The organism is Yersinia sp. 2545 StPb PI (assembly GCF_052217125.1).
GTDB classification, from domain to species: domain Bacteria; phylum Pseudomonadota; class Gammaproteobacteria; order Enterobacterales; family Enterobacteriaceae; genus Yersinia; species Yersinia enterocolitica_E.
The window spans coordinates 2,977,402-3,003,735 of sequence record NZ_JAZGPY010000001.1 but is presented as its reverse complement, the minus strand read 5'-3'; the positions used below and the strand labels follow the sequence as shown (position 1 = coordinate 3,003,735).

The following is a 26,334-nucleotide window of genomic DNA, read 5'->3' as shown; positions in this document are numbered from 1 at the left end:
GTAAGCGGCCTTTCCAGCAGGGCTTTGTTAGCAACGTAACGCAAGCGCGATCTAGTGCCGATATTTGGTCTGATTGCTACTCACTGTCAATTTTAGTTCAAGAGAATAATTACTTACTCTTGTTCTGAATACCGCGTGCACCTAAGTTGTTATTATCAACTTGTGGCAGCCCAGTGGTTGCTGAAGAGGACAATAAACCGGTTTCAACATAGTTAAACAGCTTCTCACGGGTGTCGGTGATATCCAGATTACGCATAGTCAACTGACCGATACGATCATCAGGTGAGAATACGGAATCCCCTTTCTCCATGGTCAGTCGCTCTGGTTTGTAGGTTAGATTGTCAGATACAGTATTGAGAATCGAATAGTCATTGCCACGACGCAGTTCCAGTGTCACTTCTCCGGTAATCTCGCTCGCAACCCAACGTTGTGCAGAATCGCGCAGCATCAATGCTTGTGGATCAAACCAACGGCCTTGATACAGCAGACGGCCCAACACCCGGCCATTGGCATGATATTGCTCGATAGTATCTTCGTTATGAATACCGGTCAGCAGACGCTCATATGCGATATGCAACAACGCCATCCCTGGGGCTTCATAAATGCCACGGCTCTTGGCTTCGATAATACGGTTCTCAATTTGGTCGCTCATCCCCAAACCATGACGGCCACCAATACGGTTGGCTTCCATCATCAGCTCAACACTGTCGTCAAACACTACGCCATTTAGAGCAACCGGATACCCACGTTCAAAACGGATAGAGACTTCTTCCGCTTTCACTACCACGTTTTCATCCCAGAACTTCACGCCCATAATCGGGTTAACGATTTTGACGCTGGAATTAAGGAATTCCAAGTCTTTGGCTTCGTGAGTGGCTCCAAGCATATTGGAGTCAGTGGAATAGGCTTTCTCCGTCGACATTTTATAGTCGAAACCGGACTGAATCATAAACTCGGACATTTCATGACGGCCGCCCAATTCATCAATGAAATCAGTATCCAGCCACGGTTTGTAAATTTTCAACTCAGCATTGGTCAACAAACCATAACGATAGAAACGCTCGATATCGTTACCTTTATAGGTACTACCATCACCCCAGATATTGACACCATCTTCTTTCATCGCGGCAACCAGCATGGTACCGGTGACAGCACGGCCCAGCGGGGTGGTGTTAAAGTAGGTTACACCGGCGGTGGTGTTATGGAATGCACCACATTGAATGGCTGCGATACCCTCAGCAACCAGTTGTTTGCGGCAATCAACCAGACGGGCTTTCTCTGCGCCATACTCCATTGCCTTACGCGGAATTGCATCGTAATCTTCTTCGTCAGGCTGACCCAAATTGGCGGTATATGCATAAGGAATTGCACCCTTTTTCTGCATCCATAACAGTGCTGCGCTGGTGTCCAGGCCACCAGAAAAAGCAATACCAACACGCTGATTAATAGGAAGGTGTTTGAGAATAGTTGTCATCAATTAAATCCTGTATGAATTAGGTCTGTCTGGCAAAGGTTTCAATGCCTACATTGATATCGCAAAACCCCTATTCTAGTCAAAGACATTTTGCATATTTATGTATGTTTCATTGCATAAGTATTTCATCACCACTTTGGTGAAATGATGTTTCACTAAAATTTATCGCATGTTCTATTATGAGATCTGCAAGGGTTTTTTACCGCGGACAAAACGTTAAAATTTAACGCGGGCAATCACCATTGTAAATCAGCGCATCGGGATGTTTCACCATAGTGGTGGAAAGCGTTGATGTATGCAAATGGACGTGATTCCAGGGACTGTTAAGTTGAAAATCTTTCACGCAAGCGCGTGGTATAAAAAGCGAAAATCCTATCGGGTACTGTTTTGGCGTGAGATAACGCCACTGGCTATCCCACTGTTTATTGAAGGGCTTTGTGTGCTGCTGATGGGGGTGTTTAGCACACTGCTGGTGAGTTGGTTGGGTAAAGAGGCCATGGCGGCGGTGGGGCTGGCGGATAGCTTCAATATGTTGATTGTGGCTTTTTTTGCCTCTGTTGCGCTGGGAACATCGGTTGTGGTGTCATTTAGTCTTGGTCAGCGTAAACGCAAACAAGCACAAACGGCAGCGCGTCAATCGATCTCTCTACTGGTGCTCATCTCATTATTTTTGGTGTTACTGGTGCATTTTACCGGTGAGACGATTATTAATCTGATGGCCAGTCAAGCCGATCCCTCCGTTAAGGCGATGGCGCTGACCTATCTGCATCTGACCGTCTGGAATTATCCCGCAATGGCCATCACCTTGGTGGGTTGTGGTGCACTGCGCGGAGCCGGTAATACCCGATTACCCATGGTCATCAATATTATGATGAACATTCTCAATATTGCTATCAGTAGCATATTGATTTACGGCCTATTTAGCTGGCAGGGCTTAGGCTTTATTGGTGCCGGTATCGGTATCACGCTTTCTCGCTATATCGGCGCGTTGGTGGTGGTGCTAATGCTAATTTTTGGTGCCAATCACACTCTGCGCATCCCGTTCAACGCATATTTTATGCCGTTTACCTCGGCGATTATGTTTGAGGTGTTGAGTATTGGTATTCCCGCGAGTGTTGAATCAGTGATGTTTAGCATTGGTAAGCTGATTACTCAGCGTTTTGTGGCGGGGATGGGGACCGAAGTGATCGCCGGTAATTTCATCGCATTCTCAATTGTTGGGCTGATTAACTTGCCGGGCAACGCGTTGGGCTATACCTCGACGATTATTATCGGCACGCGGTTAGGGAAAGGGCAGATCTTGCAACCGATCCGCCAACTCAAGCATATCTTCTGGTTATCGACGGTTGGGGTGTGTTTTATCGCGCTATTATCGATCCCCAGCGCAGGTTTTTTGGCTTCGTTGTATACCAACGAGCCGGGCGTCATTACTGTCGTTAAACACCTCATCTGGATAAATGCACTGTTTATGCCGATTTGGGCCGCCTCTTGGGTGTTACCATCCGGCCTAAAAGGGGCGAAGGATGCCAGTTACACGATGTGGGTGGCACTGGCCGGGATGTGGGGTTGCCGGATTATCGCCGGTTACATTCTGGGGGTGACGCTAGGATTTGGCGTCATTGGCGTGTGGATGGGCATGTTCCTTGACTGGATAGTGCGTGGTGTGCTGTTTTATCGGCGAATGTCCTCTGGCCGTTGGCTATGGCGCTATCGGCCCACAGCTTGACCACTAAAGTTCATTTGCGCCCGTTTGCGGGCCAGCGCATGGCGACTTTTATCGCATTTCCCAGTGGACGCAGATGGTCGTTAAGTGATGTGCAGCGGCGACGTCAGGCAGTGTTCGGTGCCGCGTTTTTCTCTTAAGTCGGATTATTAAGCATTTTCTCCCACGTGCCGATAACACTATAAGTTCCACCATGGTGAGAATGAGAAAAGGCAATGGACAGACGTGGGACGAGAGGGCACCGTGCGTGCTGTATTTTCCTGTTCCCGAATGAAAGGGTGAAGCATTAGTTGCCGCTGAGCAGAATGTTATTCCTTATTTTCCGAATGGCTGATATCGCCTTGTTATTGCACATCAACAATTATTTGCATTGGGGAAAGTATGGATAATTTTCAAAAAGAGATTGAAGAGAGAACAAATCTCACCTCATCAAACCGATTTGAACTTTTGTTGTTCCGACTGGGGGTATCTCAAGAAGAAGAGAAATCCGAGTTATTCGGTATCAACGTGTTCAAACTGCGCGAAATTGTACCCATGCCTACGCTGACCAAAGCCGCGGGTATGGCATCTCCGATGATGGGTATTGCGAATATTCGCGGAGAAATCATTCCGGTGATTGACCTCCCGTCTATCGTCGGTTGCGTGCCAAAAACTGGACTAAATATTCTGCTGGTGACTGAGTACGCCCGGAGTACACAGGCTTTTGCCGTGGAATCCGTTGACGATATCGTGCGCCTTGAATGGAGCCAGGTACTGGCTGCCGACGCGGGTGTTAAGAGCCGCAATATTACCAGTATCGCGCGCTTGGATAACGATCCTACGAGCAACCGATTGGCACTGGTGCTGGATGTTGAACAGATTCTATATGACATTATTCCTGCTAATCGCAATGTTCAAATCGACAGTGAGAAGACCAAGGCATTTGAACTTAAGCCAGGCTCAGTCGCGATTGTGGCTGAAGATTCTAAGGTGGCGCGTTCGATGCTTGAACAGGGTCTGAAGATGATGAATATCCCTGCCGTGATGCATATCACTGGTCTGGAAGCGTGGAATAAGATCAAGAAGATGGCCGATGAAGCGCGGGCCGAAGGGGTACCTATTTCGGATAAAATCGCCTTTGTGTTAACCGATTTAGAAATGCCGGAGATGGATGGTTTTACCTTGACGCTGAATATAAAACGCGATGAGTTCTTAAAAAATATTCCGGTGATAATCCATTCGTCATTATCGGGTAGTGCCAATGAAGACCATGTCCGCAAAGTGGGGGCAGATGCTTATGTGGCAAAATTCGAAGTCAACGAATTGGAAGCCGCCATCCATAGCGCTCTGGATTCAAAGAAAGCGATAAACGCGTAACCACCATGATACCTACGGCCTTTTCCTGCCTGCTCATATGAGCAGGAACGGGCCGACTGATCACCCTTGCCTAAAACCGTTATGGCACTGTGCTATTTAACGACCCGCGATACTTCCCTCTACTCACAATTTTAACTCTCGCACATCTTCTATCATTTTCTCCACATTTCTTTCTTCGCCAGAAATAGCCAATGGCAATAATTTGACCTTCATCACGAAAACAACAAAACAAAATAAAACAACAAAATGCCAATTTGTGATTTTTAATTTCTAATTATCTTAATTTAATGGAATATTGGTTTGATTATATGATTTTTTAATTAAATTATTGGTATTAATCACTGTTGTGTTAGTGGGGTTAATGGATGGTTTTATGTTGTTTAATGTTGCTTTGAATTATTATTTCTGTGATGGTGAATTGCAGTTAAAAACATAATAACACTTTCTAATATTTCTTATCTTTTGAGGCCCGACATGAAAAATGTAGCAATACCCGGAAGCAGCGGGGGAAATCTGTTCAATCTCGGTGGTGCCTACCCCGAAAGACTTCTACAAGAAATCTATACCCAACTCCACTCTGCTGGGTTAGGTGTCAGTGCGGTGCAATTTATTGCAGCGGAAGAGTCGATGGATGTGGCAAAGCCGACCACCGCCGCCGCCGTTTATTCAATAATCGCGGAAGAAGGGGATAAACCACGGATTAGCTTCCAGGGGAAACTCTCCGAGGTGAATGACGCGGTAAAATCATCGGATGCGGCCATTGCGGCACAAATTCGAGCCGGTGATATTGATGGCATCATTATCATGAGTGCCGACCCTGATCGCAGTAATAAAGACGCTATTTTGGCGGCGATAGAAAAGAAAATCCCTATTGTGGGCACTGGCGGCACCTCGATGGCAATTATCACCTCCAAAGGTGCCAATGTGATTGCCACCTCTGGCACAACTGGAACCAATAGCCGCACACGGGCTATCTCTTTTACCGCCTCGCTATGCAAACACTGGCAGATAAAATATACCCCAGTGCTGGGCAGTAGCGAGGCCAACATGCCGGGCAGTGACAAGAGTCTGCTAAAAAGAATCAATATCCGTAGCATCATGATCCCAGCTCTGCCTGGTTTTATCGCCATGGCTATTGTATTGGCGCTAAGCCATATCCCAGGGTTGCAATCACTCAATGCCATTTTTGAACTGTTGTTGAAGGGGTTGCCGGTTATTGTCGCGGTTATTGCGGCTAAACAGGTTTCTGAGCTAGATGAAGTGTCGATTGTGGCGGGGGTTGTCGCCGGGGTGCTGTCGGTAGAAGGTGGCTTAATCGGCGGTATTTTGGGAGGGATCGGCGCCGGTATTATGGTGCGTTACCTGTTCGGGCTCTGTCTGAGATGGCAATTCCCAATGACCACCATCAATATCGTAGCGGGTGGTTTGTCCGGTTTATTCTCCGGTTTAGTGATGTATTACCTGCTTAGCCCATTGGCATTAGCCGCTGGTGACTATATCAAATTGGCTATCGAAGCCACTCTGGCTTTTAGCCCGATTTTAGCCGGATTACTGGCCGGTCTGGTTATTTGGCCAGCTATTCTGGGTGGAGTTTATCACGCAGTTATATTGCCACTGGTATTACTGGAAATGGAAAAGTCCGGTGTTAGCTTCCTCGGCGCGGTCGATATGGTCGGGCTGGTGATGGTGGCAGCCGGTATTAATCTGGCAAACGTGATTGCTCCGCGCGAGAAAAGTGAAGCCGCAGTAGCTGCCCCAGGGTTGTTAATTAACCTCGGTTTTGGGACGTTCGTCGAATCTGCTTACCCGTTCATGTTTTCTAATAAAGTCGTCTTTGCTGGTGCAATATTCTCCGCCGGCGTTGGCGGCATGTTGCTGGGATTATTAAATATTAAAGGCGTGGCATATGTACCTGCATTCGCCTCCCCATTCTTGTCGAATAACGCTTTTTATATGGCGATAGTCATGGCGGTAACACTGGTGTTGACCTGTGTAATCACCCTATTAGCCAACAAGTTTGTCGCAATTAAAAAAGCAGTACCCGAATCACCAACACCAGGGATCTCGGGCTAAGAGTTAACAATTAAAAAAGCCGTTTTATATAAATCAAGTAGAGGTAAATATGTTCAACGCTGATATGAGTAAGAAACGTTCCGTCGCTATGGATAAAGTACGAAATGCAATTTCATTACATGGCGGTCAAACTATTCTCAGTACTGGAATAACCGGAGATGATGCTCGCTTAGCGAAAGCAGTATGCGATTCAGGTGTTAAATTATTGGAACCTAATCACCCGGCGTTGGCACTGGCTCGCGGCCATAATGGCGTGACGAATATGCATGCTGCGGAGCGTATTCGTCATGAGATAACCATCGGCCAAATGGCACAAGCCGTGCGGGGGGTGCGTAATGTGGTGGCTGACGATATTTTTATTACCGTCGGCATCGCCGGGGGCTTTACTGAAACTGTACCTACACCCGTGACAGAACAAGATATTTTATTGATAGCTCAATCAGGGGCTGATGGTTTACATACCCATAAGTCCAGTTTTGAAGATTTAAAGGAACTGGTGGATTTAGCCCATAAATATGGTCTGACGGTGGATGCTTATATTGGTCATCCGAGTGACTTGCATACCTTCGGTATTGCCGCTGAAACCCCCGCTGATGTTGCGCAAGTGGCTAAAACGATGGAAGCACTGGGTGTTGATATGATTGGTTTAATGACTGGCATGAGCTACGAAGGTGTCAGTGCGGGTGATATTCCTGATGCTATTAAACAGCGGCTTCTGGCGTTGGTCGGTGCGGTTTCGGTACCAACATTAGCTGAAGGGGGGATCAATCTGGAAAATGCCAAAGCATTTAAAGATACCGGTGTAAATATTCTGGTGGTGGGTACCGCCATTGATAATGTTGTCTGCAACGCGGCAAAGGATGTGGTATCGCGCTTTATTACCCACTGATAGTATAATGTGAGCAAGGAGGGAGAGTATATTAGCAATAATATATTCTCCCTTTTTTATTGGAGTCAACGTATGTATAAGTTATTAGCACTTGATCTTGATGGCACATTACTCACTCAGTAAAACCAGCAATCATTATTATGAAATAATGAAACATGGCATCAGTAAGGGGTAAGGATTGTATTATTTATCTCAGCACTTAAATATCAGTGCTCAAGCCATGGTCAGTATTGGTGATCAGCAGAATGATATCAGTATGTTTCAGTTTTCTGCTGTGGGTGTGGCAATGGGGGAATGCCAGTGATTTTGTCAAATCTTGTGTGGATAGGGTAAGTCAGGATAATAACCAACACAGGGTCGCTTTTACCATTAATCAACTCTGGCCGGTGTGATTGAATCGCCTTTTGTTTCATAAGATTATTCAGTAGAATGACACTATGTATCGCACAGTTTCGGGCCGCTATTCTTATGAATCAGATCAAACGTAAACAGTTTATTTTAGAAAAGCTGGATAGTCTTGGTGAGGTTTCGGTTATTGGTCTTTCCGAAGAGTTGGGTGTGACGTCTGAAACCATCCGCCGGGATCTTTCCTATTTGGAAAAGAGCGGTGAGGTCACTAAAGTCCATGGTGGTGCGATAAAAGTTCAGAATATACAAGAGGGCAGTTTTGCCCAACGAATGGATTTAAATCGCCAGGAAAAAATGCTAATTGGTCAATATGCTGCATCATTGGTGACTGAAAACGATACTTTATTTATTGACTCTTGTACCACCACACTTATTTTTGCTTCATTCTTACCATTAGTGAAGTTTACTGTTTTTACTAATTCATCATTAATTGCTGATCAAATTAAAAGTAAAAATAATATGGCTGTCGTGCATGTATTAGGTGGTGAATATAATCATACCTACAAGGCTAACTTAGGCATTCAGACCATTGAACAAATGAACGATATTCATACTGATTTCACTTTCGTCGGAGTTGGCGGAATAGACAGTGATTTTGGCGTGATGGTAAAAAATTTAGATGAAGGGCGTATTGCCAAGAAAATGTTGGCGATGGGCAGACAGAAAGTTATTTTATGTGATACCAGTAAATTTGGCCAAAGTGGGTTAATGAAAATAAGTGACATCAATGATATTGATATTATTGTCACCGATAAAAAGAAGAATATTCATAAACAAGCAATTGAAGCTATTTATTCAGATAAAATCATCTACGCCAATTAATATTATTTTACAACACCCACCGCAATAGCGGGTGTCTTTATATGTATTACCTCAGCATTTTTCAACGTGCATTGCACTACGAATACCCGGTTTGAACCCGTATTGTTGAGCCTGCCAGACAATAATCAACCCAAGGAGTAATAACCCCAACACTGTCCACGGGAAACTTACTGCTCCGGCGCTTTGTAACAACAGGCCACCGATGATCCCGCCCCCTGCAATGGCTAAATTCCAAGCCACCACAATCATTGACTGCGCCACATCGGCATTTTGTCCTGCGGCATCCGCCGACGCGGTTTGCAATAGTGTGGATGCGCCACCAAAACTGAGGCCCCAGAGCAACATGCTGCCATAAATCGCGGAGGGGGATCCCCCGGCGATTGCCAATATCAATGCAGCCAGAATAAAGGTACCAAGACTCAGTAATACCGCGCCACGTAACCATCGATCCACGACTAATCCGGTGAAGCAAGTTCCCGCTAGCGCACTGACACCAAATACCAACAGCACTTTATCGAGCTGATTTTCCAACCCGACTGGGGTGATAAAAGGGGCAATATAGGTATAAAGAATATTATGTGCCAGCATCCAAAGGACAATAACCGACAAAATGGGGCGTACGCCAGGGGTGGTGAACACTTTGCGCACCGGTTGCTGCTGTTTGGCCGATTGCCCTGGATAATCAGGTATTTTCACGATAACCCAGACAATCAGCAGCAAAGTTAATCCCGACATAATGGCAAATGCATTGCGCCAACTGAGCACCATACCCAGCCATGCCCCCAATGGTACCCCTAGTGCCAGGGCGATAGGGGTGCCGGTCATGGCGATCGCCATTGCGCGCCCTTGTTGATGAGGTTGTACCATACGTCGTGCGTAACCTGCGATAAGCCCCCATGCCAGTCCAGCGGCAGCACCGGCCATAAAACGGGCCAGTAAGGTTAAACTGAACCAAGGCGAAATAGTGGTTAAAGTATTGAATATGAAAAAACCGACAATGGCGCTGAGTAAGGCTTTACGCCGCCCCCAACTGCGGGTCAAAGTAATTAAGGGGATCGCAGCCAGTAACGAACCCAGAGCATAGAGTGTCACCAATTGGCCGGCCAATGCTTGTGAAACCCCCAACCCTTGGCCGATCTGCGGCAATAATCCAGCTGGTAATGTCTCGGTCATGATGGCAATAAAGCCCGTCATCGCGAGAGCCAATAATGCCGAGAGAGGAAAGGGCGCTGTTTTCATTATTGTTTCCCGACGCCATAGATGGCGTCCCGCAGATCGTTGACAAATTGCCCGGACATACCTTCGTATAGGGTATTAGTTAATGCGACTGCGGATATCCCTTGAATCCTATCAACAAACCATGAGTGACCATATGCACCTCCCCAACGCCATGTACCAACGGACTCAGGTGAATCAGCCTCGTGTGGATCGCGCAAGACCGAAAAGCCTAACCCGAAGCCCAAACCGGGAGAGTCAGGTAAGATAAGACCCTGAATTTGGTCTCGGCCCATCTCATCGACTAAAGCCGCTGGAAGCAGTGGTGAGCCACCCCGACGTAGCGTTTCCAGCAAGCTCAACAGGTCGTTGGCACTGCCTATCATCCCCGCACCGCCAGAAGGGAAAGCATGGCGATTGAGTGCACGGGCAGGGGAAAATCGAATACCGATGGTATCGGGGAACGCGGCGACAAGTTCATCTTCCTGCAAGGGGTGTGGCGCAGGTGTATCACTGACATAAGGCGTAGCTAGCCGACTGACATCATGGGTGAAAAAATCCGTGTCCTGCATATGTAGTGGCTCGGTGACCAATGCCCTTACTGCTTGATCTAATGGCCGACCACAAACTTGCTCGATAACTGCACCTAATACATCAATTGCCAATGAATAAGCCCATGCAGTTCCTGGGGCATAATATAGTGGCACATGGGCTAACCGACGTAAGTTCTCGTTGAGTGTGATTGCTGATCGATCCATGCCATCGGAGATCCCCGCGCGAGCATAGGGCCCATCCTCATCAGCTTCACAAAAGCGATAGCTCAAACCGGCGGTATGGCTGAGTAATTGGCGTATCGTAATGGTTGGTAATTCCTCATTTGCCAGCCGGGGTTGAAAGTCAGGTAACCAGCGCCGGATATCGCCATCAAGGTCGAGCTTACCCTGTGCGACTAATACCATTGCTGCTGTAGAAACGATCGGCTTACTGATGGATGCCAAACGAAACAGGGTATTGGAGGTCATCGGTTGTCCGGTTTCGCGATCCGCCCATCCTGCTGCCCGGCTGAAATGTGTCTCGCCGTTAAGCGCCACCATGACCACGGTACCCACCAAGCGCTGTTCGGTGAGCGCCTGATCAATCACTGTATTAATTCTGGCTGCCAGATGCACTGGCTGTATTGGCACTAACGAACTCGCAGACATAGTAATTCCTTAATCTGAATGAAGACTTAACCATAGATGGCCATCTAACAATAGAGAACTACGCAATCAGGAAAAAGTGGGGTAGATTTCCAGTATTAGAGGATATAAATGTCCGCAATCGGAGCCGTGATGGATAGCCTAAGCAGTCTGAGTGTTTTTGTTCAAGTGGCCGAGACCCGTAGTTTTGTGATGGCAGGGCGTATATTGGGTGTTTCCGCTTCGGCGGTTGGTAAGAATATCGCACGGCTCGAGGGGCGGTTAGGCGTGAGATTATTTCACCGCAGCACTCGCAGCATAGCACTGACTTCCGAAGGTGCGCTTTTTCTTGAACGTAGTCGGCGGATTCTTGCTGAGGTAGAGGCCGCAGAGCTTGAGCTGTTACAACTTACCGATAAGCCGCGCGGCAGGTTGCGGGTCAGTTTGCCACTGGTGAGCACATTGTTGTTACCCGTATTGGCCGATTTTATGCTCGCATACCCCGACATTGAGCTAGATCTGGATTTCAGTGATCGGATTGTTGATGTGGTCGAAGAGGGATTTGATGCCGTCGTCCGCACCGGTGAACTGACTGATTCCCGTTTGTCAGCACGTAAGTTGGGGCAGTCCACCATGCTACTGGTGGCATCGCCCGCCTATCTGGAGCAGCATGGTGAGCCTATGCACCCTGTTGAACTGGCGAATCATATCTGCCTGCATTATCGTTTCCCTAACAGCGGAAAATTGGAAACCTGGCCCTTGCCTAATGAGTCTGATTTGCGGATCCCAATCTCGATGGTATGCAACAACATTGAAACCAGAATGTGTTTTGCTTTAAGAGGATTGGGCATCGCCTGCTTACCGGATTTTTCGATGGGAAAGGCAGTGGCGGAAGGCAAATTACGAAGCTTGCTGGATAGTTATGTAAAGCGCACAGTGAGCTTGCATGTGGTGTGGCCTTCCGGGCGTTATATCACGCCTAAATTACGGGTATTTATCGATTTCCTTAGTGACAGGATGTTTGCGGGCAAATAGCCACTTAAGCTATAGGCGAAAAGTTTTTAGCACAGGATGATTGGCACCTTGATAATCCGGCCGTGGGGACATTACTTTTCTTCAGTCAATAAGACTTTTTTGGCTGCTTCAAGAAATTCATCCGACAACTTATCCCCGGCGGTGGCGCGCGCCAGTGTTAATGCACCGGACAACATAGCAAGCTGTGCCAGCGCGTGTTGCCTGCGTTGTTCTTCATTTTCTATATCAGAAACAGACATTAATCTGTCTAGCAGGGATCTCACGCCACTGAGATAAACCTCTCGCACCGGATTCTCATCATTCTCACGTGCCACATCGCTGGCTAGCGCAGTAATTGCACAGCCATCTTCTGCATGGTCACGGTGGGTGGTTGAGAGATAAAGTTCGACTAACGTGCGCAGATTATGATGCTCGGGCTGGCTGCTGATTTGCTGCCAACGGGTGCTGGAATCGTCGAGCGCTTTGCGACTGGCGATAGCCGCCAATTCATCTTTAGAGGTGAAGTGTCCATAGAACCCGCCATGAGTCAATCCGACCGCAGCCATTAAATCGTTGACGCTGACACCATTCAAACCCCGGGCACGGAAGAGTTGTGAAGAGGTCTGTACGATTGACTCGCGATTGAGTGCCATCTGTTGCTTTGATACTCGGGCCATACATTTCTCCTGATTGAACAGGCAGCATCATAAAGTATGCCATGCTAGCACATCAATAGATGTTGCCTCTCATCAATACAGACCTTGATTCATGCCCGCGGTGGTCGGGGGGCGATGATACGCGTACTATCGCCGCCCTGCGCCCGTGCCAGAGTGTTGGCGATTTGTTCGTGTGGCGTTCCCAGAGTAATGGCGCTGACCTTATCAAGACGTGCCACTTGTTCATCACTCAATATCACATCTAATGCTGCCAGTGTGTCATCCAGTTGGGCTTGGGTACGGGAGCCTAAAATAGGGATTAGGCTGGTAGGGGAGTTTGCGGCTTTATGGCGCAACCAGGCAACAGCAATATGTAATGGTTGCACGTGGTGTTCCTGTGCTATTGCGATAACTTCATCGAGTAGCGCAGTATCTTGCTCGGTATGCACCAATCGGCCCGCAAAACCAAGTAGACGACCTTCATCGCTTTGACGATATTTTCCTGTCAGCAATCCTCCCCCCAGAGGTGACCACAGTGTGGCTGCTAAGCCGAGTGCTTCGGCCATCGGCAGTAGTTCACGTTCAGCCGTTCGCTGTACCAAACTGTACTCTACCTGAATACCGGCAATACGTGACCAGCCGCGTAATTCTGCCAAGGTATCTGCCCGTGCAATGCGCCATGCCGGGAAATTGGAAAGCCCTGCATACTGTATTTTGCCTGCACGAGTCAGGTCGTCAAAAGCGCGCACAATTTCTTCAAGAGGCGTTAACTGGTCATCAAAATGGGCCCACAATAAATCAATGCGGTCGGTGTTAAGCCGTTTAAGGCTGCTTTCCACGGAAGCAATCATATTGCGGCGGCTGTTTCCGGTTTGAGCAATCCCCGCATCCGGTTGTGCTCCCAGCGTATATTTTGTTGCGACCACAAAACGATCACGTTCCGCAGCAATAAACTCTCCTACGATCTGTTCAGATTGACCGAATTGGTAAGTATCTGCGGTGTCGATGAAATTACCCCCGGCCTCGGCATAGCGGTCAAATACCTGTTTTACTTCCTCTTTTTCCGAGCCATATCCCCAGGCAGTACCAAAGTTACCGGTACCCAGTGCCAGTTCGGAAACCCGTAGGCCGCTATTACGACCAAAAGTGGTGTATTTCATATTGATTCCCCATCCCAATAATTATTTATGATGACCAACATCTATTATATATGACATGTATAATCTATTTGTGCAAGTGAATCCTCTTTGACGCTTAGATGATGATTTTGGGGGGCTATTGTTATTATTGTTAGGCGACACATTTTATTAGAATAAACCCATCAATAAATTGTGGATTAATGACAGCGTAATCTTGCGTTACCGACAAGTTAGCCTATTATTTGAACAATTTAGCGTTGTAAGTGCTGCTTTGTCTGGTTTTCCCTCCATCCGACATTTTTCCATCGATTATCAAAGTTTCCTTCAGAGGACGTCACGCACAACTTCGTATTCAAGCGTGGGGTGGATTCACCGTGGGCATTTGGATACCGAAGGCCAATGTTGAACTTGAATGCGACCTTAGCCAGCTTGAACGGGCTCCAAGCATCATAAAATCAAGATGACCTCCAGAATGAATAATGGGTCCGATCGTCGGTCTGGCACTGGAATTCGGTATATCAATTTATGGCGCGACGAAGGCTTTTGTGTTGTTCCTCCCTCAGGGACTGAACCTGGAGTTATAAATAGCGCTAAGAGAATCACATATTTTAATCGGATAAAAGTGTCTGAATCGCCATGGAGCGAATACACTCTTCTACGATGCCGTTTTTATTTGCATTACGTTCATCATCTAATTGTTGAGTGATATCACTGCCGTCCGAATGACGTTTCCTCTCTCGGGAACGCTCTGGTTTTAGTCGGTGACGATCCTGAGTCGGACTTTCTTTTATAGGCTGTTCGTTCGCGAACGGTCCCTGCATGCAACCAAGGAACGAAAGATGGCCTACGCAACAACCAATCCCTACACCGGCGAAACGATCAAGACGTTTTCTGACGCCACTACTGCCGATGTTGCTCTTGCTCTGGATCAAGGCGATGAGGCATTCAAGCAATGGAAAAATACTACAATCGCCGATCGTGTTGCCGTGCTGCAAAAGGCGGCCGACTTGCTCCGAGCCAAGCATACCGAATACGCCAAGTTGTTGACACTGGAGATGGGTAAGCTACTGGGAGAGGCCGAAGCGGAGGTTGAACTGTCGGCGGCTATCTTTGAGTACTACGTCGAGAATGCGCAGCAGCAACTGGCGCCGGAGAAGCTGCATTCTAAAGACCCTGCGGTAACCGAAGCGTGGCTGGTGCATGAGCCTCTAGGCATCATCCTGGCTATCGAACCGTGGAATTTTCCTTACTACCAGATAGCTCGAATCATCGCGCCGCAGTTAGCGGCCGGGAATGTCGTGATACTCAAGCATGCGTCTAACGTACCGCAATCCGCCGATGTGTTTGAGAAGCTAATGCTTGAAGCCGGCCTGCCGGTAGGCGGATTCAAAAACCTCTACGCTAGCCGTGAGCAACTCGAAACCATCATTAACGATCCGCGTGTACATGGTGTTGCGCTAACGGGTTCGGAGGACGCTGGCGCTGTGGTTGCAGCACAGGCCGGTAAGGCATTGAAGAAGTCAACGATGGAGCTGGGTGGTGCTGACGCCTTTGTGGTGTTGGAAGATGCTGATCTGGACAAGGCCGCTAAGTGGGCGGTGTTTGGCCGCCACTGGAATGCCGGCCAGGTGTGCTGCTCGTCCAAGCGTATTATCGTGGTCGAGGCTATCTACGACGCTTTCCTTGATAAGTACACAGCTGGCGTTGCCCAACTCAAGGCCGGCGATCCGCTGGACCCTGCCACGACTCTGGCGCCGCTGTCCTCACAGGGTGCGGCCGACGATGTGCGTAAACAGGTGAAGGAAGCTGTCGGCCACGGCGCGACCCTGACCGTGATTGGTGCTGAGGTGCCGTCGCAGGGCGCCTTCGTGCAGCCGGTGTTGCTCACCGGCCTGACTAAGGATAACCCGGCGTATTACTGGGAATTCTTTGGCCCGGTATCGCTGGTCTTTAAAGCCAAAGATGAAGCGGAAGCTATCGAGATTGCGAATGACTCGCCTTTCGGCCTTGGCGGATCGGTGTTCACTCAAGACATCGAACGGGGCCGCAAGGTTGCAGCTCAAATGTCTACCGGCATGGTCTACATCAACCATCCGACTGCGGTGAAGGCTGACCTGCCATTTGGCGGTGTGCGCCGCTCAGGCTATGGCCGCGAGCTGATTGGTCTCGGACTGAAGGAGTTTGTCAATCATAAGCTGATTGGTGTGACGGATATCGATGGCGGCTTCTGATCTGCTCTGCAATTTTTAGTTATTCAGAATGAGATTTTATTAAATTGTTCGGAGATCAATAACGGTGCCGAAGCACCGTTATTGATGAGAGCTAATAACGATTAGAAGTTGTATTTCACCCCTAACATCACTGCAGTATCGCTGTAACCTTTGTCGCCCAATTGCTGGCCGACGTTACCCCAGACATTCAGTTGCTTGTTCAATTGCCCCTCAACACCCACTTTCAGTTCACCGATATTCTTCGCGCCAGCTTGTTTCACGTCAACGGCGTTCATATTGGTGCCAAAATCTTTGGTGTTGTGGATCCAGTTGGCTTCCACAAACGGTTGGAACTCGCGATCCTTGCCATTATCACTTTCGTGGTGGCCTTTCATATAAGAACGCAGCCCCAGACGGGTCTGGATATTACCGTCGCCTTGACCACTCACCTGAGTACCGTTTGCTTCACGGTGCTCGTCAGCCTTCACACCCATCCAGGTGATTTGGGCTTTCGGCTGGATAAAGTACGTTTCGTTCTTAGACTTATTCTCGCCGATCTTAAAGGTGTAGCCGCTCTCGACCGACGCGGTGATCCCTTTCGATTTATACTCTTCCGTCGCCAGACCGTCGCCCTGCACGCTATTGTTAAACCAGCTGTACTGCGCCCAACCGTCAACATACAAGCCCGACTTGTCTTCGTCGTTGGCATACCAGGTGCTGTACACCCCGGCGGTGTAACCATCAACCGAACCACTCGACTTATAGCCCGATTTCGCGTGGGTGTCGCTTTTGCTATTACCGTAACCGGCCATCACACCCAGGTGTAAACGGTCCAGACCATCGTTGCTCCACTGGGCGATATCGCCACCCAATTGCATCACATAGCGGTTGCTTTGGGTTTTCAACTGACCACTGGTGTCACGTGAACGGTTATGTCCGCCTTCGTTACGCAGCCACATGCTGGTCACTTTCTGCTCGCCAGTCAGGGCGTCGATATACTGTGTTTCGCCCAAACGATCGTGCAGACGCGTCACAAACATAGTGTTGGCTGCGGCCAGGTTCGCGGTGTAGCTGCCGGCTTCAGGACGTTTAGTTTCCTCGCCTGGACCCGCCGGGTTTTCCGGGTCGACCGGATTTTCTGGATCAACCGGCAAATTGCTCAGGCTGGTCAAATACCAGTTACTGGCGTTTGAACCCACCCCACGTACGAGTGAGTAATCATATGCACCCGCTACGATACGGCCAGGGTTCACAAACTCACCGTCGGATTGACCATTCACCTGAATGAGCTCAATACCGTTTAAGGTTTTAGCGCCCGTACCGCCCGCATTATCTACGCTTACGTTAGTGGTGCCGCTGGTGTTGCCGTTCACAATCATGCTGTCGGTGGCAGAGCTGTCGTCGCCCAGCGCGGTGTTGAAGTGCAGCAGACCGTTGTTGCCAATATAGTTGCCGTTGACCACTAACTGGTTACCGGTGGTGCCCGTACCGTCACTGGTCTTGTTACCGATAAATACCGTGCCGCTGTTGGTTAAGTCAGTGCCAACGGTAAAGATATTACTGGCCGGCGCCAGGCGAGCCAGACGGCCCATCGCCGGTACCATCGGTGCCGCTGGGTTGCCCACAAACAGCACGCCCTGGTTATCAACCGCGCCCGCTACACCACCAAAACCGCCCATAAAGGCACCGCTGGCTATATTCACCTGCTGGCTTGCCAGCGTCATGGGGTCAGCACTGCTGCCTAACATCAGGCCACCCGCATTGATATCTGTCTGGCCGGTATAGGCCGCAGATTGTGTCAACGATACGGTGCCTGTGCCGTTTTTAGTCAGGCTGCCACTGCCGCTAATGCTGTTGGCCAGCAACCAGTCACTCGCACTATTGAGCACCAATGCGCCGTCGTTGGTGACCGCCGCCGTCCCCAGATGTTCTGCCTGAGAAGCAGTTAACTGGCTGCCGTTCGTGATAGCAAACAGGCCACTGAACAGGCTGTTATCACCGCTCAATGTGATGTCGCTGCTATCTTCCAGCACCACACTGCCGGCATCACTGATAGCATTTGCTAACTGGCCCGCAGCCCCTTTCAGTGTCAGCAGACCGGCGTTAACGATATTGCCATCGCCCAGACCCGCTGCATTGTTCAGTAACGCTTGTGCGCCACTGGCAATGGTGGTCACCGCGCTCAGGCCAGTATTGGCACCCTTAACGCTCAGCACATTGGCGGCAATTGTCAGCGCGCCACTGCCGGTCAGTTCACCCTCAGACATACCGCCCTGACTCAAGGTTAAGCTGCCACCATTGAGATCAACCGTTGAGCCCGCAGTACTGTTCAGTTCGCCCACGGTTTGGCTATGACCCTTCATGTCAAAGGCGGTATCTGCTGCCAGTGATAACAGCGAGGTATTCCCCAACACATTATCATTCAGCATCTGCAAGGTGCCGCTGCGTACATCGGTAGAACCGGTGTAATCATTGTCCAGATTGGACAGTGTTACCGTATTTCCTGCACCGGTATCAATCGCCAACTCACCACTGCCCGTCACTTTGGCACTCAAATCCGCCGCAGGACCGGTTTTATTGGTGGCATACAGCGCCAGTGCATCTGCACCGCTGCCCAGCAGTTCAACTTCGGTCAGGCCGTAACCGATATACAAACCGTCGTTACCCGTACCGCTGCTCAGGCGATAATCGTAAGTGCCTTTGGCGACCGTGGTGCCATTTTGTGCAATATCGGCCGTGGTGGCATCGGTAATGACATTGCCATCCTGGTCTTTCAGCACCAGATTGCCACCATTGCCTTGCACCACCACATCACTCACCGCCAGTTGCAGCAAGGTATTGGCATCATCCTGCTCCATGATGGGCAGTACCGGATTGACCGGCGTCTGGCTGTTGTCGACGCTGTCGATGTCCACCACCACCGTCCCGGTGCCCAGCAGGTTCATCTCTTTGGTGGTATGGATAGTGCTTTTCGCCACCGTCTCACCCGGAGTGCCGGTGTTAAATTTCACCGTACCGCCGTCAAAGGCCAACCCACCGATAGTTTGCACACCGTCACCGACGGTGGTGATACTGTCCGCGCCCAGTTTCAGGGGGGCATTCACTAATGCTGCCGTGTTATCCGCCGCCAGTTCAAAGGTGGCGTGACCTAATGCCAGTACCCCGTTAAAGGCGTTCTGTGCCGCATTGGCCGTAAAATCAAAGGCATTACCGGCGGTATTAACGGCCATCGTGCCGAGGCCGTTCAACTTGCTGTTAAAGCTCACGGCATTCAGGTTATTAACCTGCAACAGACTGCCGTCACCCAGATTAAAACCGGTGTTGGCATTGTCATCCTGACTGTCACCCAGCGCCAGCAGCACATTGTCCAGTGTCAGCGTTGAGTTATTGATCAGGTTGATGTATTCCATATTCTGGATAGCATCAGCATCACTCAGGGTATACAGCGAACTGTCCAGCGTCAGCGTATCGCTGCCGGTACCGCCGTTCAGTGAGCTGAACACGCCGGTATCGGCTAATGTCAGCCCTTTCAGAATGAAGGCATCATCGCCGCTGCCGGTGGTGAAGTCAGTGCCTTTACTGCCTTGCATCAGGGTCACGGTGTTGTTGCCCGCTAACAGATCCACCTTGCCAACAATTGTGCCACCCGTGGCGTTGGTAAATGCCAGACCCGTCCCAGTATTGGTTACGACAGCCTGCTGCGTGGCGCTGTTGGCTTGAATGGTACCGCTGTTGACGAAGCTGGTGACATAACCGTTATTGATGTCCACCACCGGGCTGGTGAGTGATGTTGATATCAGGTTACCGGACTGCTCGACACGGCCGGTAGTGCCTTTGACAATCAGGGCTGCACCGCCTGCGGCATCATTGACGTTTACGCTGGCACCGGTTTTCAGATCCTGACGGGAGTTGGTGACAATCCCTTTGCCCGCGGCTGAATTGACGTTAATCACCAGACCGGCCGAGTCGGACATGTCCAGCGTATTATCGGTGATGGTGTCGCCGGTGCTGGCAAACAGAATACCGGTACCGCTGCCGTTGACATTGATCGTGCCAGAGTTGGTTGCCGCCAGGGAGGCACCGGTACGAATACCTGCACCATTACCCACCGTCAGCGTGGTGTCTTTTAACTGAATACCGGTAATTTCCGCTTTGTTTTCAATCGCATTACCTGTGCCGCCCGCGGTCATGGTGATGGTTGCGCCATCCACGGTCAGTGCTGTGGCACCGGTATCAAGCAGTACGCCATGGGCAGTGCCGCCCGCTTTGGTTTCACCGTTACCGGATAAGGTCAGGCTCGCCCCCGCACCCAGCAGATAAGCGGCGGTGCCGTCGGTTGCGTTGACGGTACCGCTGTTATTCACGGTAGAGTTAGCGCCCTGAATATTGACCGCAGTCCCATTGACTGTGATGAGGTTTTGGTTGGTCAGAATCCCGCCGTCTACCAGCACGCCAGTACTGCCTGCTTGTGTAAAATCAATGGAGCCCTTGTGGATAAGCTAACCGCCATTACGGGCGATATAGCCATAGGCACCAGATGCGGTGTTACCGGTAGTCAATACCGCCGAACTGGTTAAGACAGATTTTCCGGTAGCACCGGTGGCAATACCATCCAGGCCGTAGTAGTTGCCATCGACGATACCGGCAGTAGCCCCATCACCGCTCAATTCCAGGCTGGCATCTGCCGTGATGGTGCCGCTGGCGCCACCCTCGACTTTTACCCCAGTAGAGCCCTCGCCAGACAGGACCATATCTAACGCGCCGGAGTTAAATGTACTGCCAACACCGGTGACTTGAATAAGAGAAGAATCTTTACCGGTGGCATTCATGGTTGAGGCTGTGGTCCCGATAAAGCTGGCACCCTTATCAACGCGATACAGTGTAGAGCCTTCGGTTGAAACCGTTTCATCACCCGTGGCAATGTTATTGACGCTAGAGCCGGTACCGTAAATCAGGTAGCCCACCTGTTTTTTACCTGAAACAAACTCAACCTGGCCGGTACCGGAGACATTAATGGTACCTTTATCTTCAGCAACCACCCCAATAGCACCATCGCCCGCCAGCTTTACCTCACCAGAGAGATTAGCCACCGCGCCCGCACCAACCGCCTGAATACCGTAGTTCGCCAGTTTAGTGGCAGCATCAAGCCCGTTATTTACATAAACGTTACCGGCGTTAGTGGCTGAACTGTTGGTCAGTACTTTGATACCGACGGTATTGATACCATTTATAACGATATCACCATTATTGAAGATATTCGTGGCGTTAGCGCTGGAAGAGATACCGATATTCTGCCCTGCATTTTGTCCGGATACAGCACCAGCACCGTTGAGCTCAATAGTGCCGTTTTGATTGACTACTGTTCTCGCTCCTTGTGCAGCAATAGCTGTAGAGTTTTCAGTTTTGCTGCCAATCACGATTTTACCGGTCGCACTATTGGTAAAGGTAGCGATATTGCTCAGATTAACCGTATCTTGCAGTAATTTGACGGCATAAGACTGGGTCTTAATAGCCAGATCAGTGACGATATCAGTCGCTGAACGCTGTGCTTGACGGCCAATATAGACGGTACCGTTATTTTCAAAGGTAGAGCCTTTCTGAACACTCACCCCTTCGTTCAGATACCCTGTTGGAGGCGATTTATCGATAGTTGCAGCAATGTTAATAGCGCCGTTATTGACGAAGGTTGAGGTACCGTCAATGATAGCTACGCGGGTATAAACACTGCTCCCACGTGAAGCCGTGTTAATTACGCCGTTGTTAGTGACTGAGGAGGCCCCATTAGCCAAAATTGCAGTATGGCTCCCACTGGCGACATCCAGTGGTAAAGTGGCACTCGGTATGGGTTTGAAATCCAGCATGTCAGGGTTAGTCCCCGCGTCCAGAACCCCAGTCGCTTCATTGATTACTGTACTGTCAGTGGCGAAAATAATATTGGTGCCACGAACAGTGCCTGCGGCTGAACCTAATGTCCCGGCGTTATTCAGGGTCGCGCCATCGTTCAATCGCACCACGGAAATATCCGTATTGAACGCCTGAATATTGGCATCAGCACCTATATTCACAATAGCATGTTGACCATCACCATGAATAAAGGCAACACGGCTAGAATCGACCAGGTGATTTACGGCATCATTGGCATCAATCCCCATATCAAGATAGATCGGGGTGACTTTGGGTGTAACCTGGCCGCTAGTAGTTATATAAGCTCGCGCAAGTTCAGCCTGGTAGCCATTGCTGTCCAGTGCAATCGCACCACTTTTAATGCCTGCGATTAAATCATTGTTGTATTTTTGGAAATCAGCAAAGTTTTGAACATTTTGGGCCCCTAAATACGGGCTGGTGAATGCACCGGTAAAGTCATCAAGTACAGCATTCGCCACCGAGGTACCACTGTCACGAATGTTATTGCTGTTACTCCCCAGATTGACTACAGTTTTGGCGTTGTAATTTAAGACTGTATTCTGGGCTGAAGTCGTAGAGTCAACATAGAATCCTGAAGAAGTCGTTGTTGCCGCTTCACTTTTCAGGCTGCCTTTAAGAATGGCGTTAAAATAGTTATTGCTGTCATTAACCCAACCTGCGGCCGTGCTACCGACAGCCACGGTCAGATCACTGCTATCCTGCACATGGAATAAGTTGCGATTCACATACTGGCCATTTTCACCAACCGCATAAGAAACAGGTACCGAAAAATCAGCAAGTGGTTTAATTGACATCGCAGTACTGCTATACACATTAATAGTAATTAATGCGCCAGTGCCTTTCGGGTCAAGGAAAGTTTCAGTAACCATATCCCCTAAATTGAAAATATTTTTACTGATCAGATTCTCAGCACCATAGAGGAAGTTCCCCGGGGGAATATCACCCAGTTTACTGTTTTTGAAACCAACATCACCTTTGGCAATATTGCTAAAACTCCCCGATAAAGTATTGTTGGCCCCACTAAACGTCTGCGTAAAATCAACTTCAGGTGTAAATCCGGGAACACTTACATCCGCAGCAAAAGCAGAGCTCGCCCCTAATGTGAACATCAAGGTGATGGCAATTTGGCTCAGGCGAGAGGGGGTCGTTAAACCTAAAGTTGTATCGACAGTTCCTGAGCAAAGTGACTTAGTTTTTTTTCCTGATTTAGAGATTTCAGATGCAACGTCATAGCGGCCTAAGGCACTATTCCAAATGACTTTAAATACTTTATTCATAGTATTACTCTGATTAGATGCGTAGACCTGATAATCTGGTCTATCCACAAGGGTGTTGGTTTAGAACTGAGTAGGATTGTTTAAAATGTTAAATTAACAATGTTGACCTTTTAATCAGCACAATATAACTCACCCCACTAATTACGAATATAGGAGGGCGATAGGGGTGTTGTAGGAAATTCCCCTAAATTGATTTAATTTATTTATTAAGTGCAGTGCGACTTATTGTAAATGTAAGATGTTTGCTTTTTAATTTTTACTTGTTATTTTTCATGCTGTTATGTTTTTTATTATGGTTTTGGTGGCGTGGTGTTTCGGATTTATTGGGGCGCTATCTTTATATTGATAGCGGTTGAGTTAACCATAGTAACTGAGGGGGTAACTTGCTGCTATTTTTTCGTCGCAATTATCTCAGCCACAGTTTTATATCTATTCTTATTTCAGGTTACGGATACAATGCTCAATGCGTTTAGTGTGTGATAGTTAAATAAAACTGAATCATTGTTAGATGTGTAATTGATAATCTTAATAAGATGGGAATGAAAAAATGTTTTTAATTATAAATTTAAACTGGAGTGAATTAATCTAGTTATTCAGCACCATTATTATCTTTTGTGTGCAGCTGAATTTATGAATGTTACCAAAAGCGCCGGACAAAGATGCTTTAACTCGTTTTTCTGCAGGTAAGGTTTCTGCAAACCAGAATAGAGAAACCAGCATCAATGCACCGATAATTGCCAGCAACCAGAAAATGGCGTGCCAGGAGGTGATGCTAATCATTTTTCCGCCGACCAGTGGCCCGGCAATGGGCGCAATAGCCATAATGATCATCAGGGTAGAAAGCATCTGTGCTGCACGAGTACGACTAAACAGATCGCGTATCATTGCCCGTGCCAGCATGGGGCATGTGCATGCTCCCAAAGCCTGAAAGACACGCCAGAAAACGATTTGCACAATATCAGTCGATAATGCGCAGCCCACCGAGCCTATAACGAACAATATCATGCCGGCAGGCGTCGACCAAAGTGGTCACTAATTGACCCTAAAATCAGTTGGGCAAGACAAAAGTCGGTATAGTCAATTCCACATCGCCCTGCAAATCTATTGCTATGACTGGCATGGTAGGTAAATAGATATCGGTTGATAAGGATGTGATAGCCATTAACGCACTGAGAATTAAAACAAGTGTAAGGCCGCTGGTTTTTCCGGCAGCTAGTTGCGATCGTGTCTGTGAGTTGGTCATGATCATCTATCTGAATATTAAGAGGTGAAAGCATGTTAACGGATTTATGCAAAGAGATAATTGCAGGTAGCAGGATAAGCACTATGAGCAGTATTCATGAATACACTAAATAGCGGGTCCATTGAGTATCTTTTACCAGGCAGCCAATAAAGACATGACTCCTGGATACAACTAAAAGATAGTTCTCATGACTGTAGAATTTGGTCCGCACCTTCGGCAAATAACTTAGCCTGAAGGTGAGTGCGACAGCTTAAAGAAGAAGGTGTTGGGAAATCTTCGAAAGTGGCACCCATTTGAGGGGTTATTTTTTACGTATCCCATTACTCATAAATTATTCTCATTATTAACCATAATTGCCGGATTGTTCTACAGTTAAAGGGCGTTAATGCTTTCAAAAGGAAATAGGGTTAGGCTGATAAATAAATACTACCCCTTTTTATTGGCAAGTAATTTTTGCGGGTGATTGGATGATTCACGCATTTTCTGTACTTGAAGATAAATGTAGGACAATACTTTCTTGGGTAAAATCGTTTCGTTATATATCATCAGATAAGCGTGATTTAAGGATTGATCTGCTGCGGGGCATTGCTTTGGTGATGATGGTTGTAGCCCACATTGAAGTGATGTCGCTATTGAATATCTTTACTTGGGAGCGTTTTGGCCTGACAACCGGCGCGGAAGGGTTCGTTATTCTCTCGGGATTTATGTTGGGTGTAATCAATCGCCAGCGTTTAAAAAAAGAAGTTCTGCTAACTATAAGCTATGCACTATATCGACGAGCAGCAAAAATATATGTGGTTAATATAGTGATCATCCTTAGTATTTTACTTCTAACTAAACTGACGTTCATAAACACTTTCGAAGTAACCCATTTTACCGATCGCTTTTCAAACGTAAGTTATACGTTATATCCACTTTACGACCAGCTAAAAGAATCTTGGTTTAACATGGTGCTCTACTTACAAATCGGGCCTCATCAGAGCCAGATTTTGGGGCTATATTTCTATCTGCTGTTGGCCAGTCCTATTTTTATCTATTTATTGCAACGCCGATGGGTAGGTGTATTGCTGCTGTTATCTCTGGCATTATATATTATCTACCATATTACCGGGATACGAGTTACATCAGCGGAATTTGAGTTTGCTTTTCCATTTTTGGCTTGGCAATTTATTTATGTCTTGGGGATGACGATTGGTTGGTACAAAGAAGAGTTGCTTTCTTTAGCCCATACTCAGGCTGGATTCTGGAGTTTGTCAGTTGTTGTATTATTTACATTAGTAATGATGTTTATTGCACAGAATCATACCAATCCATTTATGCCCTATAACACGATGCTCCATATCATAAATACGAAAAATTTCAATTGGTTCTATCTGAACTTTGCTGAAAAGAATGCATTAGGTCCACTGCGTATTATTAATGATTTTAGTCTGCTAACAACATGTTATTTGGTGTTAAGTTATTTTTGGAAACCAATAAATAAGATGTGTGGTTGGTTTTTAATAACATTAGGCCAACATTCTTTGTATGTTTTTATTATCCACGTGTATGTGGTCTTATTGGTTAGTCAGGTAGTTGATTTTGGTTTATGGCATCGGGCATGGTTGCTAAATACATTGGTTCATCTCTGTGCCTTAATGATGTTATGGCTATTAGCAAAATATGATGTCGGTAGGAGATTTATTCCTAACTGATTTGTATTTTTTTGACTCAATCTTATAAATAGGCTAGA

Annotated in this window: 15 protein-coding genes and 4 pseudogenes; 11 read left to right on the top strand and 8 right to left on the bottom strand. The window is 48.0% G+C overall.

Annotated elements, in window-relative coordinates:
- Positions 1 to 109: 109 nt before the first annotated feature.
- Positions 110 to 1,474: an argininosuccinate synthase gene (argG, locus tag V1955_RS14005; protein ID WP_083159250.1), complete on the bottom strand. Its 1,365-nt coding sequence runs from the start codon at positions 1,472 to 1,474 to the stop codon at positions 110 to 112.
- A 328-nt stretch (positions 1,475 to 1,802) separates the two neighbouring features.
- On the opposite strand from argG, the gene V1955_RS14000 reads away from it, so the two are divergent.
- From V1955_RS14000 to V1955_RS13975, 6 genes and pseudogenes are all read left to right on the top strand, one after another.
- Positions 1,803 to 3,200, top strand: coding sequence for an EmmdR/YeeO family multidrug/toxin efflux MATE transporter (locus tag V1955_RS14000; protein WP_420073299.1), 1,398 nt, complete (start codon positions 1,803 to 1,805; stop codon positions 3,198 to 3,200).
- Positions 3,201 to 3,578: 378 nt separating this feature from the next.
- The gene (locus V1955_RS13995) at positions 3,579 to 4,553 is read left to right on the top strand and encodes a chemotaxis protein (protein WP_083159249.1); all 975 of its coding nucleotides are present in this window, start codon (positions 3,579 to 3,581) and stop codon (positions 4,551 to 4,553) included.
- 474 nt (positions 4,554 to 5,027) lie between these two features.
- The gene (locus tag V1955_RS13990) at positions 5,028 to 6,626 is read left to right on the top strand and encodes a PTS sugar transporter (RefSeq protein ID WP_442821059.1); all 1,599 of its coding nucleotides are present in this window, start codon (positions 5,028 to 5,030) and stop codon (positions 6,624 to 6,626) included.
- A 49-nt stretch (positions 6,627 to 6,675) separates the two neighbouring features.
- Positions 6,676 to 7,515 carry a histidine biosynthesis protein gene (locus V1955_RS13985; protein ID WP_372558512.1) on the top strand — a complete coding sequence of 280 codons (840 nt, stop codon included), beginning with the start codon at positions 6,676 to 6,678 and terminating at the stop codon, positions 7,513 to 7,515.
- Between the two features lie 109 nt (positions 7,516 to 7,624).
- Positions 7,625 to 7,907 (top strand): annotated as a pseudogene (locus V1955_RS13980) (HAD hydrolase family protein); the annotation flags it as partial.
- A gap of 76 nt (positions 7,908 to 7,983) precedes the next feature.
- Positions 7,984 to 8,745 (top strand): DeoR/GlpR family DNA-binding transcription regulator, encoded by a 762-nt coding sequence (locus V1955_RS13975; protein ID WP_083163745.1) that lies wholly within the window; start codon positions 7,984 to 7,986, stop codon positions 8,743 to 8,745.
- A 51-nt stretch (positions 8,746 to 8,796) separates the two neighbouring features.
- Here V1955_RS13975 and V1955_RS13970 read toward each other — a convergent pair whose 3' ends face one another.
- Both V1955_RS13970 and V1955_RS13965 read right to left on the bottom strand, forming a co-directional pair.
- Positions 8,797 to 9,984 (bottom strand): MFS transporter, encoded by a 1,188-nt coding sequence (locus V1955_RS13970; RefSeq protein WP_420073658.1) that lies wholly within the window; start codon positions 9,982 to 9,984, stop codon positions 8,797 to 8,799.
- The gene (locus V1955_RS13965) at positions 9,984 to 11,162 is read right to left on the bottom strand and encodes a serine hydrolase domain-containing protein (RefSeq protein ID WP_442821058.1); all 1,179 of its coding nucleotides are present in this window, start codon (positions 11,160 to 11,162) and stop codon (positions 9,984 to 9,986) included. Before V1955_RS13965 ends, V1955_RS13970 begins: the two co-directional genes overlap by 1 nt.
- A gap of 129 nt (positions 11,163 to 11,291) precedes the next feature.
- On the opposite strand from V1955_RS13965, the gene V1955_RS13960 reads away from it, so the two are divergent.
- Entirely contained in the window at positions 11,292 to 12,173 is an 882-nt protein-coding gene (locus V1955_RS13960) for a LysR family transcriptional regulator (protein WP_083159244.1), read from the top strand.
- 71 nt (positions 12,174 to 12,244) lie between these two features.
- Here the strand turns inward: V1955_RS13960 and V1955_RS13955 are convergent, their stop codons facing one another.
- Both V1955_RS13955 and V1955_RS13950 read right to left on the bottom strand, forming a co-directional pair.
- Positions 12,245 to 12,829 carry a TetR/AcrR family transcriptional regulator gene (locus V1955_RS13955; protein ID WP_083159243.1) on the bottom strand — a complete coding sequence of 195 codons (585 nt, stop codon included), beginning with the start codon at positions 12,827 to 12,829 and terminating at the stop codon, positions 12,245 to 12,247.
- 89 nt (positions 12,830 to 12,918) lie between these two features.
- On the bottom strand, positions 12,919 to 13,968 hold the full coding sequence (locus V1955_RS13950) for an aldo/keto reductase (RefSeq protein ID WP_442821057.1): 1,050 nt from the start codon (positions 13,966 to 13,968) through the stop codon (positions 12,919 to 12,921).
- Between the two features lie 242 nt (positions 13,969 to 14,210).
- Between V1955_RS13950 and V1955_RS13945 the strand changes: the two genes are divergently transcribed.
- Positions 14,211 to 14,411, top strand: a complete 201-nt coding sequence (locus V1955_RS13945) for a pYEATS domain-containing protein (protein WP_442821056.1) — start codon at positions 14,211 to 14,213, stop codon at positions 14,409 to 14,411.
- 24 nt (positions 14,412 to 14,435) lie between these two features.
- Positions 14,436 to 14,528, top strand: a pseudogene (locus V1955_RS13940) (SDR family NAD(P)-dependent oxidoreductase); the annotation flags it as partial.
- A 27-nt stretch (positions 14,529 to 14,555) separates the two neighbouring features.
- Here the strand turns inward: V1955_RS13940 and V1955_RS13935 are convergent.
- On the bottom strand, positions 14,556 to 14,768 hold the full coding sequence (locus tag V1955_RS13935; protein ID WP_127891203.1) for a hypothetical protein: 213 nt from the start codon (positions 14,766 to 14,768) through the stop codon (positions 14,556 to 14,558).
- Positions 14,769 to 14,786: 18 nt separating this feature from the next.
- Between V1955_RS13935 and V1955_RS13930 the strand changes: the two genes are divergently transcribed.
- Positions 14,787 to 16,178 (top strand): NAD-dependent succinate-semialdehyde dehydrogenase, encoded by a 1,392-nt coding sequence (locus V1955_RS13930; RefSeq protein ID WP_083159241.1) that lies wholly within the window; start codon positions 14,787 to 14,789, stop codon positions 16,176 to 16,178.
- Positions 16,179 to 16,279: 101 nt separating this feature from the next.
- Here V1955_RS13930 and V1955_RS13925 read toward each other — a convergent pair.
- Both V1955_RS13925 and V1955_RS13920 read right to left on the bottom strand, forming a co-directional pair.
- A pseudogene (locus tag V1955_RS13925) lies at positions 16,280 to 23,359 on the bottom strand (autotransporter outer membrane beta-barrel domain-containing protein).
- 630 nt (positions 23,360 to 23,989) lie between these two features.
- Positions 23,990 to 24,602 (bottom strand): annotated as a pseudogene (locus V1955_RS13920) (MFS transporter); the annotation flags it as partial.
- Between the two features lie 467 nt (positions 24,603 to 25,069).
- On the opposite strand from V1955_RS13920, the gene opgC reads away from it, so the two are divergent.
- Entirely contained in the window at positions 25,070 to 26,296 is a 1,227-nt protein-coding gene (gene opgC / locus V1955_RS13915) for an OpgC domain-containing protein (protein ID WP_420073911.1), read from the top strand.
- Positions 26,297 to 26,334: the final 38 nt, after the last annotated feature.

What these genes read in the sequence shown, in the direction of transcription:
- argG (WP_083159250.1), bottom strand. Translation starts at nt 1,474, where the DNA reads ATGACAACTATTCTCAAACACCTTCCTATTAATCAGCGTGTTGGTATT.
- V1955_RS13995 (WP_083159249.1), top strand. Translation starts at nt 3,579, where the DNA reads ATGGATAATTTTCAAAAAGAGATTGAAGAGAGAACAAATCTCACCTCA.
- V1955_RS13990 (WP_442821059.1), top strand. Translation starts at nt 5,028, where the DNA reads ATGAAAAATGTAGCAATACCCGGAAGCAGCGGGGGAAATCTGTTCAAT.
- V1955_RS13985 (WP_372558512.1), top strand. Translation starts at nt 6,676, where the DNA reads ATGTTCAACGCTGATATGAGTAAGAAACGTTCCGTCGCTATGGATAAA.
- V1955_RS13975 (WP_083163745.1), top strand. Translation starts at nt 7,984, where the DNA reads ATGAATCAGATCAAACGTAAACAGTTTATTTTAGAAAAGCTGGATAGT.
- V1955_RS13970 (WP_420073658.1), bottom strand. Translation starts at nt 9,984, where the DNA reads ATGAAAACAGCGCCCTTTCCTCTCTCGGCATTATTGGCTCTCGCGATG.
- V1955_RS13965 (WP_442821058.1), bottom strand. Translation starts at nt 11,162, where the DNA reads ATGTCTGCGAGTTCGTTAGTGCCAATACAGCCAGTGCATCTGGCAGCC.
- V1955_RS13960 (WP_083159244.1), top strand. Translation starts at nt 11,292, where the DNA reads ATGGATAGCCTAAGCAGTCTGAGTGTTTTTGTTCAAGTGGCCGAGACC.
- V1955_RS13955 (WP_083159243.1), bottom strand. Translation starts at nt 12,829, where the DNA reads ATGGCCCGAGTATCAAAGCAACAGATGGCACTCAATCGCGAGTCAATC.
- V1955_RS13950 (WP_442821057.1), bottom strand. Translation starts at nt 13,968, where the DNA reads ATGAAATACACCACTTTTGGTCGTAATAGCGGCCTACGGGTTTCCGAA.
- V1955_RS13935 (WP_127891203.1), bottom strand. Translation starts at nt 14,768, where the DNA reads ATGCAGGGACCGTTCGCGAACGAACAGCCTATAAAAGAAAGTCCGACT.
- V1955_RS13930 (WP_083159241.1), top strand. Translation starts at nt 14,787, where the DNA reads ATGGCCTACGCAACAACCAATCCCTACACCGGCGAAACGATCAAGACG.
- opgC (WP_420073911.1), top strand. Translation starts at nt 25,070, where the DNA reads ATGATTCACGCATTTTCTGTACTTGAAGATAAATGTAGGACAATACTT.